The organism is Rhodococcus sp. R1101 (assembly GCF_000278445.1).
Taxonomy (GTDB): Bacteria; Actinomycetota; Actinomycetes; order Mycobacteriales; family Mycobacteriaceae; genus Rhodococcus; species Rhodococcus gordoniae.
In genome coordinates this window covers 1-10,666 of record NZ_AJVB01000100.1, presented here as the reverse complement: position 1 = coordinate 10,666, position 10,666 = coordinate 1, and the positions used below count along the sequence as shown (strand labels likewise).

Genomic DNA, 10,666 nt, shown 5'->3' with positions numbered 1-10,666 from the left:
ACTCCCCGCGGTGGCCGAGCATCTCGGGCAGGCCCGGGAGGACATCCTCGCGTTCACCGCCTTTCCGAAGGACGTGTGGAGTCAGATCTGGTCCAAAAACCCCACCGAGAGGCTGAACAAGGAGATCCGGCGCCGCACCGACGCGGTGGGGATCTTCCCGAATCGGGACGCGATCGTCCGTCTGGTCGGTGCGGTGCTGGCCGAACAGACCGACGAATGGCTCGAAGGCCGGCGTTATCTCGGCCTTGACGTGCTGGCCCGATGCCGTCTGAATACCGTCGTCGATACCGACAGCGAGATGGGAGCGGACACCATGCCTGCACTCAGCGCCTGAGACCTACGGGGTCACGCAGCGTTACACCACTTCTGAGGACTTGACCTCCATATGCGTATTTCATACCGCTGTTCACCCCTTCAACTCGCTCATGGGAGGACTTTCCTGGACACAGTGAAGGGAGTCTCAGAGGAAAGGCGGCGGACCGCCACTTTCCGGGCAGAGTATGGACGGAGAGGAAGCGTTGTGATGACCTCATTGTTGTCGCGCAACCATGCCCGCAAGCCGGTGGTCACCACCGGTATCGCGCTCGCGGCGGCGGTGCTGTTACCCACGGCCGCGCCGGCGCAGCCACAGAACATGGTCACAGAGGTCGATCCTCGCACCGGGCAGTACACGATCCGCGTCTCCCCACAACGAGAGGGACTATACGAGGTGGTGATCGCGACCGGAACTGCCGGACGTATCACCGGATTTCCCGACGAATGCGGCCGCGAGTCTGTCCTCGAAGAACAAATTCTCGACGTCCCGGATGCCGCAACCCTTCCGCAGGCGTCGCCGGTGACACGCACCGTATTGCGGTGCACTCTGGGGCGGATCGACAACGGCGAGGTTCGTCGCGTTCCGGTTACTGTCGTTGATCATCTCGAATCCGGCACTGATGATATGGCCGCAACACTGTACGACCTCGGTGGTCAGGAACTCGAACGTCGCGAATGGACGATGATTCCCGCTACGATCTGCGCCCCGGCTTCCGGGGCTGCCACGCTCGACGAACACGGTGTCATCGACACCACTGCTGAGGGGCCGGCTCGTGTGAGCATCGCTGGTACAGCACCAGCGCACACCCAGCTGATCCTGGTCGGTGTCGACAGTTGTCACCGGCATATCGACCGCAGTCTGACCACCACGAACGAGGGGGCTTTCCGATTTACCGGACTACTTCCGGGACGCTACGCAGTGCTCGACGACCAGTCGTTCGTGCTGCAATACCTCGAAGTGACCGCCGATGCTCCCATCGTGAATGATCTCGATCTGATCGACCCGGTGCTCGGACCCGTCTATGGCCGGGGTGCAGCACCGATCGGCTTCCGCTATCCCTAATGACAGTTCCCGGACCCTCCGAACGAACCGGTGCGGTGCAGTTTCAGCAGGTCAGGGCCATCGAGTCTGCCGATTCTCGTGCAGTGACGTGTCCTCTCACCGTAACGCGAGGTACGCGAGTATGGACGCACCTGTGCATGGAGTAACACATCACCTAAATCGAGTGCAGAAAGAGTGGGATGAGACGGGCAATTCGATACACCGCCGGGATGATTGTGGTGGTGACGATCGGGGCGGGCACGATCATCGCGGGATGCGCGGCGGTGGCAGAGATTACCGATGTATCGTTCTGGTCGGCTTGGGAACTGGCGGCTCTACCGATAGCGATGCTTCTTCTGGGAGCCGTGCTGTTGCTCACGGCAGTGGTGCTGGCCGAGAATGTCACGGCGCAAAGGCGAATGCTGTCTCGATACCGACCCGAGTCCCCTGCCGATGTGACTCGTCCACCCCGTTGACGGGTCATATGTGGCTGTAGTTGCCGCACAGATCTTCTCGACCTCGTGGGTGGAAAATCCGTTGTCGAACAGGCCTTCGGCTCTCGATACCATCTGGCGCCATCTTTGTCGAGGCTGTGTTCGCATCGGACTGCCACCTTGCTGGATGCACGAAATAACTGGTCGAATCTCAGCGGCTGCGGTGGAACCAGGAACCATGCCCGCGACGATCAGCTGTGTGCGGTACGCGGCCGCTGCTCTGATGTTCGGCTCCCGAATGGGGATCGAGAACTCTTGGGGTGTTGTTGATCATGTTTGCGGCATTCGGGTCGTGCTCGAGTACAACATTGACGTATTGATAGTTGTTGAAAGTGGCGGCGGGGCGCTGCGGGGTATCGAGGAAAGGGATGTCCTGGTGGTCGCTGCGTGTGTCAGATCTGTTGTGCCGGTTTCACGTTCGGTGGTCGACGCGGTCCCGCGGCCCCGGCTGTTCACGGTGCTGGAGCAGCACGCAAGTTTAACTGTGGTGCATGCTCCACGAGGGTTCGGCAAACGCACCCTGCTTGCCAGTTGGGTCCATGGTGGAGGTGCATCAGACCGCGATGTGATCTGGGTGGACGCCCTTGATGAAGCGACAGATACCGCCCTGTGGACTCAGTCACGATGGCACGAGGAAATCCTTGTCCGTGCCGGCGACAATTTACGGTGTGTGGTCGTGGTGGCCGGGGTGCCGTCGGCACAAGCGCCTGCGGTGCTCGAGGTGGTTGCGGAGATACTCGAGCGTCGCCCGAGCGCAATTGCGGTGGTCACGGTGCACGGGACTATCGTGCCGCCCAAGACGGATACGTTGCGGGGCATCGACTGCCGGTGGGTGAGCGCGCAGCAATTGTGCTTCACCGCCGCCGAGACGACCGAACTGTGCCGGTCGAAGCATTTGCCGTTCGGGGGGGACCGGTGCGCGCAACTGCACGAGGTCCTCGGGGGTGTGCCGTCCTTGGTGGCCGACGCGGTCGCGATGTTGCAGATAGCTCCGGTCGCGCCGGTCGATGCGAACCGGCGGTTGGTGCCGGCCGTGGACAAGGTGATCGAGGACTACATCGAGACCCGACTGCGCCGTCTCGACGAGCGAGCCCGCGGATTCGTGACCGAGGTGGTGATGACCCGAACATGCACAGCGGTCGAGGCTGAGACGCTGACGGGATACTCCGCGTGCGAGGAATTACTCGAGCAGCTCGAGACGGCAGGGCTCATGATCGGGGACTTCGACGGCGTACAGCGCAGCTGGTCCTGGCCCGCCGCGGTACGCAACGCAGTGCTCGACCGGGCCCGTCGGGAACGGCCCGGACACGTCGACTCCGTTCTTATCCGTCTGGCAGATCAGCATCTGGCTGAGGGCCGCTATGCCGATGCCGCTGCATACGCCCTCGATGCCCGCGAGTGGGACAGGGCCGTGCACCTCATCGATGAGCACTGGAGTCATTTGGTTGCCGACCACTTCGACACACTGGTGCACATGCTGCGAGTGGTGCCTGACGAGGTGGCTGCCGCGCATCCGGGCGTTGCGGCCGGCAAAGCCCTGTTCGTGAACACTCTGGCCGGTCACCCAATGCTGCACACCGCAGTTCCTTCCGACCCGGACGAGTTGGCCGAGATTGCCACAGGCCAGGACGCTGCCACCGTGCTGCACGTCGGTGTGGTGCAGGCTATCGCGCTGCGGATGGCGGGGAGCCTGCACGAAGCCAGCGAGCGGGCCGATGCCTTGGTGTCTCTGGTGGAGGCCATGCTGGTATCTCAACCCCACAATGTCACAACGCAATTGCCGACCATTCGCCTGCAATGGGCAATCGGGATGCAGTTGGCCGGCGATCTCGCTCCCGCGACCGCCCAGTTCGAACTCGCCTACCGCGATGCACTCACCGCCGGCTTCGATTTCGTCGTGCTCAACGCCGCCGGAAGCCTGGCGGCGAACTGGGCCTTGCTCGGGGACCTGGCGCGCACCGAACACTGGCTCACGGCCGAAGCTCGAGTCGACACCAGCGTCGGGTACTGGGACGAGATGATCCGAGTCGGCGGTCGAGTGGCGAACGTGCTGCTGCACCTGGACCGACTCGACTCCCATCGTGCGCAAGCCTTTCTGGACCTGCTCGATGTTCCGGTGGCAGGTGAAGAACTATGGGGTCTGGTCGCCTAAGCACACGCCCAGCATGCGTTGGTGACTGGTAACGCGTACACCGGATTGACGTTGCTGCACAGGATTATCGAAGGACACCGCAGCCTGCACCAACAGGGAGCAGCGTCCCACGTTCTGCTCACCGCCGCGGAGATCGACCTGCACCTGGCCTTAGGCAACGGCAATCTCGCTCGCGCGATAGCCGAGAGCGATACCACCGGCCATCCGCTGGTCGTGGTGGCCGCTGCGCGCGTCGAGCTGCTCACCGGCCATCCGGACACCGCTCGCGCTGTCCTGACCCGAATCTCCTGGCCGGATTGCCGATGGTTGCGCGCTCACCTCGAGGCGTTGCTGATCGAGGCAATTGCGTGCCTGCACTCCGAGCCCGGCGGCGCTGTGCGCGCCTGGACGCGCGCGATCGCACTGGCCGAGACCCTTGGCAACCAGCGCGCCTGGATGACCGTATCCTTAGCGGCGAGGCAGCAGTTGGGGGAGATGGCGGGAACTGCTGTGCCCAAAGAACTCCGGGATTCGATGTTTCCCGACGCGGTGGCCGAGATCGTGCTTTCCCCGCGGGAGCGTGAAGTACTCGTCCAGCTCGATCGTGGAGTCGAGCGCAAAGACCTGGCGGCTACCTTGTTCGTCTCGCCCAACACCATCAAAAACGCAACTCCGTAGCGTTCTCCGCAAACTCAATGTGCACAACGCCACCGAAGCACTCATCCGAGCGCGTGAACTGCGGTTGCTCGACGGACACTTCACTACGGAGGCGAAGACGACCTGACCACCGATCACGTGATGCTCTCCTCAGCGTGGCGATGGTGGTGGCGAGTCCACTTCCTCAAGTCCATAAGGCCACCGGTGTTACAGGAAACAGGCACACGGAGACGACTCCGAGGCGAAAGGGTACAGAAGCACTCCGTCATTGGGGGTGCGAATCGCAGAATATTGGTTGTGCGTTGTCGTTGAGTAGGATTCGATGCGGCCGAATGGCGCTGTCGTCAGGTTTTGTGCAATGCCATAGCTAAGAGAATGTCTCATTTGGTGGGTTTCTTGAAGCAGGTCAACGCGGTGGCGAGTGAGAGAAAAGCAGCGAAATGCTCGCCGTGACGTTCGTAGCGGATGGTCAGCCGCCGGTAGCCGCTCAGCCCACGCCAGGGTGTTCGATCTTCCACCGGTACCGACCCAAACGCTCACTGCTGTCGACACCGCGCCGGGCGATGCGCGGGACGATGCCGCGGGCCCGCCGCCACCGGCGGTGCACGGGATCGTCGTAGCCCTTGTCCGCCCGCAACCGGCCGGGCTTGCGGCGCCGCGGACCACGAGGCGAACGCACCGCCGCAATCACAGCGACCATCGGCTGCAACATGACGCTGTCGTGGGCGTTCGCCGAGATCACCGCCGTGACCGGCGGGATACCGTCGGCGTCGGACAGGATGTGGATCTTCGAGCCGTTCTTGCCTCGGTCGACCGGGCTGGGACCGGTCAGAGAGCCCCCTCATGAGAGCTGGCGGGTCCGGCGATGGGGCAGGCCAGTCCAGGTCCCCGTCGGCGCCGAGCCGATCGAGGACCTGATGGTGCAGCTCGTCGAAGAGCCCGGCGCAAGCCCAGGTGGTGAAGCGGCGGTGCGCGGTCGGAACGCTGACTCCGAACGACGGTGGCAAGTGTCGCCACGCGCACCCGCTGGTGAGCACGTAGACGATAGCGGTGAACACGGCTCGATCATCGATCGCTGCCCGTCCGCCACCCTGTGGCCGCGGCGAGAACCCAGGCAGTCGCGGTTCGACGATCTCCCACAACGCATCCGGTACCAGCCGCAAAGACAACGCGTCGACCACGGCAGTGCATTATGCCGCACAAATAACCTAGGTTCATAAGAGGCATGCTCTAATACTGCAACGACAGTTTGTGACCGAGATTGTACCTATGCCGATACCCCGTTCGGGTGGATCACCGCCGCCGAGGACTACGGACAGGTCGGCCGGCTGTGGATGTGGCTCGAATCCCGCGGGGTAGCGCACGTGCTGGCGGTGCCGAAAACGCAGATGGTGATCTCGATGCAGCTACGTCAGCGCCGTGCCCACACCGTGGTCGCCGAACTCGACGCATCGGCGTGGCAACGACTGTCCTGCGGCGACGGCGCCCACGGACCGCGAATCTACGAGGGGGCCGCGGTCCCGATCCGGCCGCTGCGCGAACCCGGCCGAGGCCACTGGTTGTTGGCCCGCCGCTCGACCGGCGACCCGGAGCAGATCGCCTACTACATCTGCTACGGCCCCGCCGACACCCCGCTTGCCGAGCTGGTGCGGGTGGCCGGCAGTCGGCGGGCAATCGAGGAGTGCTTCCAGACGGCGAAGAACGAGACCGGACTCGACCACTACCAGGTCCGGGGCTACACCGCCTGGTACCGGCACGTCACCCTGTCGATGGCCGCGGCGGCCTTCTTGACGATCCTGCGCCGAGACGCCCACAAGGGGGTCTTCAGCTGGTTCCGGTCAGCTGATTCCGCTGACGGTCACGCGATTCGACGACTGTTCAATCGTATCTCTTGTCCCGTTCGGCATATCTTCGCTCACCTGTGGCACTGGTCGAACTGGCGGCGCATCAGCCAAGCCAGAGCCCGCGCCAGCCACTACAAACGACAACATCACAAACTGTCGTTGCATTATTAGCGGTTGAACGCCCCTTCAAGACGGCTGCGCGACCCCGGATGAATCAGCCGCGCCGCACTGACCAGGCCGTGCTCGGACCAGGTGCGGCGGCGGATCAACAGGCACGGTTCTCCGCGGTCGATCTGCAGCAGCCGACACTCCTCAGGGCTCGCAAGGACGGCCTCGACGACGTGCTCGCCACGCACGAGCGGGGCGACGCGGCTGAGATAGTCATTGGGTGTGAGGGTGGTGAAGTCCTGGTCAAGGTAGTCCGGCGCCTCGGCCGGGTTCACCAACCGATCCTCGACTTGGATGGGCTTGTCGTCCTCGAAGTGGACCAGCACCGAGTGGAACATCTTGGTCCCTACCGCGTCCTGCAGAAAGGCCTGGGAGTGGTCGGTTTCCTCCTCTCGGAGGAAGATGACCTCGGTGCGGTGCCGGTGCCCGCGCTCCTGGATCTCGTCGGCGATGTTCTTCACCTCGAACAGCGGGGACGGGGTTTTGGTGCTGGCAACGAACGTGCCGATGCCCATCATGCGGACGATCAGCCCCTCACCGGTCAACTCGCGCAGCGCCCGGTTGATCGTCATCCGGGACAGACCCAAGGCATTGACGAACTGGTGCTCGGAGGGCAGCTGATCACCTTCCGACCAACGGCCCGAACGAATCTGCTCCGCGACGAGCTTCTTGACCCGTTCGTACGCAGGCACGGACTCGCCGCCGGCCTCGCCGAACAGCGCGGCAAGTTCCGCGTCGACGTCAACCACTGCCATCCGCTGCACCCGTTCCCTCGAGAAGTCCTACCGATTCGTACGCCGACTCGGCCTATGAAGTCTACCGATCAGCGCCTTTGGTCCCCACTTCGATCGACCGCGCCGGGTCCGGTTCGACGACGTCGATCCGATAGGTCCGCGCGCGGTCGAGAATCGCCTCCGCCGCGCGCAGCCGGGGAAGGTAACTGCCGTCGATGCTGTCGGCGGGCCGCGCCAGGAGCTCCCGGGCGCGCTGCACGTCGTCGGGGCTGGGCGCGAACTCGGTGTCGATCACCGGAACGTGGCCGGGTTTCACGCAGAGCATGCCGCCCATCCCGGTCGCCAGGGATCGGCGGCAGTAGGCGCGCAGCCCGTCGACGTCGGACGCGAGGGACGGTCCGTCGATCGGGGCCGGGAGACCGGCCGACCGGCTGGCCAGCACCAGGTGGGTCCGCGCGCCCATGACCGTCGCCGAATCGTCCGTCGCCGCGGTGTCGTGCCGGAAGTCGCCGCTGCCGAAGGCCAACCGGGTCAACGACTTCGCGCGGGCGATCGAGACCGCTTCGAGCACCCCGGTGGCGGATTCGACGAGGCCGATCAGGCCCCCGTCGAATCCGCCGAGCCGGGCCACCGTCGCGTCCACCTGCTCGGCCGACTCGGTCTTCGCGAGCACGACGCCGAGAATCCCCGGGCACCGCGCCGCGAAATCGAGGTCGACGCCCCAATCGGCGGTGGTGGCAGCGTTCACGCGGATCCACGCCCGCCCGCCGCGCACCGCCCAGTCGTGGATGTCGTCGCGGGCGCGGGCGCGCTCGGCGGGCGCGACGCCGTCCTCGAGATCGAGAACCACGGCGTCGGCGCCGTATCCCCGGTCCTCGAGTTCGCGGGTGCGGGTTCCGGACACCAACAGCCACGAACGCGCGTCTCGGGGGGAGACGGCGTCGAGGGCACAACCGGCGGGGCAGGGGTTCATGGTGGTGACGACCTTTCCTCAGGTGGGCGGGAACGTACGGCTCAGCCGACCATCCGCCGCAGCTGACGCGATGCGACGGACAGTGCGGCCAGGTCCCGCTGACCGGACGCTGAGATCTCGGCGAGCGCGCCTCGGGCTCGGCGCAGCCGGGACTCGTTGCGCTGCTCCCAGTCGGCGATCATCTGGTCGGTGTCGTCGTCGGGAGTGGCGGGCGCGAGGACGTCGAGCGTCAGCGCCCGCACGCTGTCGTACAGCTCGTCGCGCAGCGACAGCCGGGCGAGCGCGTCCCACCGGCTCTCCTTGCCCAGCGCCGAGACCGCGTTGAGGAGCGGAACCAGCCCGACGCGCTCGCACAGCCGGAAGTACAGCGCACCGGCGACGGCGACGTCGCGCTCGGCCAGGTCGGCGATCTCGACCACGTCGAGCAGACCGAAGCGATCGAGGGCCAGCTCCACGTCGCGGACCAGGTCCTCGGGGGCACCGCGCTCGGCAATCGCGCGGGTGCGGTCGCGCAGGTTGGTGCGGTCGGCGCCCACCAGCCACTCCTCGAGGTGGGCCGAGGCCTGCTCGATGCGATCGCGGAACCGTCCGATCTCCGCACCCACCGCGAGCGGCTGGGGCCGGCGGTGCAGCATCCAGCGCGACGCCCGGTCCAGCAGCCGCCGGGTGACGAGAACCAGTTCGTCGCTGACTGCGCTCGGCACGTCGGCGGCCGCGATCCGCGACCACAGGCCGGGCAGCTCGAACACCTCGCTGACGACGCTGAACGCCCGGACCGCGTCGTTCGCCGTCGCGCCGGTCTCCTCGGCGAGCCGGAAGACGTACGTGATGCCGCCGTGGTCGACGACCCGGTTGGTCAGCGCGGTCGCGATGATCTCACGGCGCAGACGGTGTCGGTCGATCGCGTCGGTGTGTTCGCAGCGCAGCGGCGTCGGGAAGTACTCGCGCAGGATCGGCAGGTACACGTCGTGGTCGACCAGATCGCCGGCCAGCAGTGAGCTCTTCACTTCGAGCTTCACGTGCGCCATCAGCATCGCCAATTCCGGCGCCGTCAGGCCCTCACCCACTCGCTGCCGCGCGGCGATCGCCTTGGCGTCGGGCAGCACCTCGAGCGCGCGGTCGAGGGCACCCGCGCCCTCGAGGGCCTTGATCTGTCGTCCATGCACACCGAACATTTCGGACGCGTCCGCAAGCGCGGTGCCCACCAACTGATTCTGAGATACGTTGTCCGACAAAACTAGTACTGCCACCTCGTCAGTCATCGCCGCGAGCAGCTGCGACCGCTGGGCCGCGTCCAGATTCCCAGAGCAAACCAGGTCGTCGATCAGGATTTTGATGTTGACCTCGTGGTCGGAGCAGTCCACTCCGGCCGAGTTGTCGAGCGCGTCGGTGCCCACGCGTCCGCCCGTGCGGGCGAATTCGATCCGCGCGGCCTGCGTCAGACCGAGGTTGCCGCCCTCACCGACCACGCGGGCCCGCACGTCGCACCCGTCCACGCGCACAGCATCGTTCGCCTTGTCGCCGGCGTCCGCATGCGATTCGGTCGACGCCTTGACGTAGGTGCCGATGCCACCGTTCCACAGCAGGTCCACCGGGGCGCGCAGGATCGCGCGGATCAGCTCGGGTGGCGTCAGCTCCGTGACGTCGTCGGCGAGTCCGAGCACGCGCCGCGCCTCCTCACTGATCGGGACGGATTTCGTCGTCCGGTCCCACACGCCGCCGCCCGCGCTGACGAGGGACCGGTCGTAGTCGGCCCACGACGAGCGTGGCAGTGCGAACAGTCGCTCTCGCTCCGCGTACGACGTCGCGGGGTCCGGATCCGGGTCCAGGAAGACGTGCCGGTGGTCGAACGCCGCGACGAGGCGAATGTGCTTGCTGCACAACATCCCGTTGCCGAACACGTCACCGCTCATGTCCCCGATTCCGGCGGCCGTGACGTCCTCGTTCTGGCAGTCGACACCCAGTTCGCGGAACCGGCGCTTGACGCTCTCCCACGCACCGCGAGCGGTGATGCCCATCGCCTTGTGGTCGTAGCCGACCGATCCACCGGACGCGAAGGCGTCACCGAGCCAGAAGTCGTACTCGGCGGCGACCTCGTTGGCGATGTCGGAGAACGACGCGGTGCCCTTGTCCGCCGCCACCACCAGGTACGTGTCGTCCCCGTCGTGGCGGACGACTCCCGGCGCCGGCACCACGGCTCCGGTGCTGCGATCAATGTTGTCCGTCAGGTCCAGCAGACTGCGAATAAACATGCGGTATCCGGCAATTCCCGCTTCGCGGAGGGCCGCGCGGTCGGCGTCGGCGTCGC

The 10,666-nt window shown here is 65.6% G+C and carries 8 protein-coding genes and 2 pseudogenes; 6 read left to right on the top strand and 4 right to left on the bottom strand.

The annotated features are described in order from the left end of the window. From R1101_RS0109275 to R1101_RS29220, 5 genes are all read left to right on the top strand, one after another. Nucleotides 1-334, top strand: a 334-nt coding sequence (locus tag R1101_RS0109275; RefSeq protein WP_016933165.1) for an IS256 family transposase, incomplete at its 5' end; no start/stop codon positions are given. Nucleotides 335-385: 51 nt separating this feature from the next. After that, nucleotides 386-1,378 (top strand): hypothetical protein, encoded by a 993-nt coding sequence (locus R1101_RS29230; RefSeq protein WP_157179136.1) that lies wholly within the window; start codon nucleotides 386-388, stop codon nucleotides 1,376-1,378. A 209-nt stretch (nucleotides 1,379-1,587) separates the two neighbouring features. After that, nucleotides 1,588-1,833 carry a hypothetical protein gene (locus R1101_RS0109265; RefSeq protein ID WP_016933163.1) on the top strand — a complete coding sequence of 82 codons (246 nt, stop codon included), beginning with the start codon at nucleotides 1,588-1,590 and terminating at the stop codon, nucleotides 1,831-1,833. 196 nt (nucleotides 1,834-2,029) lie between these two features. Further along, complete coding sequence (locus R1101_RS29225; protein WP_157179135.1) at nucleotides 2,030-4,003, top strand: hypothetical protein; 1,974 nt, start codon at nucleotides 2,030-2,032, stop codon at nucleotides 4,001-4,003. A gap of 21 nt (nucleotides 4,004-4,024) precedes the next feature. After that, nucleotides 4,025-4,660, top strand: coding sequence for a LuxR C-terminal-related transcriptional regulator (locus R1101_RS29220; RefSeq protein WP_157179134.1), 636 nt, complete (start codon nucleotides 4,025-4,027; stop codon nucleotides 4,658-4,660). A gap of 359 nt (nucleotides 4,661-5,019) precedes the next feature. On the opposite strand, the pseudogene R1101_RS30000 reads toward R1101_RS29220, so the two are convergent. Continuing rightward, a pseudogene (locus R1101_RS30000) lies at nucleotides 5,020-5,820 on the bottom strand (IS5 family transposase). Nucleotides 5,821-5,910: 90 nt separating this feature from the next. On the opposite strand from R1101_RS30000, the pseudogene R1101_RS26265 reads away from it, so the two are divergent. Continuing rightward, nucleotides 5,911-6,459 (top strand): annotated as a pseudogene (locus R1101_RS26265) (IS701 family transposase); the annotation flags it as partial. A gap of 191 nt (nucleotides 6,460-6,650) precedes the next feature. Here the strand turns inward: R1101_RS26265 and hutC are convergent. The 3 genes from hutC to R1101_RS0109235 form a co-directional block, all read right to left on the bottom strand. Continuing rightward, nucleotides 6,651-7,406, bottom strand: coding sequence for a histidine utilization repressor (gene hutC / locus R1101_RS0109245; RefSeq protein ID WP_016933159.1), 756 nt, complete (start codon nucleotides 7,404-7,406; stop codon nucleotides 6,651-6,653). A 61-nt stretch (nucleotides 7,407-7,467) separates the two neighbouring features. Then, the gene (locus tag R1101_RS26260; RefSeq protein WP_051017508.1) at nucleotides 7,468-8,358 is read right to left on the bottom strand and encodes an HpcH/HpaI aldolase/citrate lyase family protein; all 891 of its coding nucleotides are present in this window, start codon (nucleotides 8,356-8,358) and stop codon (nucleotides 7,468-7,470) included. Between the two features lie 41 nt (nucleotides 8,359-8,399). Then, on the bottom strand, nucleotides 8,400-10,666 hold a 2,267-nt coding region (locus tag R1101_RS0109235), incomplete at its 5' end, for an NAD-glutamate dehydrogenase domain-containing protein (RefSeq protein ID WP_016933157.1).

Coding starts and splice junctions, on each gene's coding strand:
- R1101_RS26260 (WP_051017508.1), bottom strand. CDS start 8,358: ATGAACCCCTGCCCCGCCGGTTGTGCCCTCGACGCCGTCTCCCCCCGA.
- hutC (WP_016933159.1), bottom strand. CDS start 7,406: ATGGCAGTGGTTGACGTCGACGCGGAACTTGCCGCGCTGTTCGGCGAG.
- R1101_RS29230 (WP_157179136.1), top strand. CDS start 386: ATGCGTATTTCATACCGCTGTTCACCCCTTCAACTCGCTCATGGGAGG.
- R1101_RS0109265 (WP_016933163.1), top strand. CDS start 1,588: ATGATTGTGGTGGTGACGATCGGGGCGGGCACGATCATCGCGGGATGC.
- R1101_RS29225 (WP_157179135.1), top strand. CDS start 2,030: ATGCCCGCGACGATCAGCTGTGTGCGGTACGCGGCCGCTGCTCTGATG.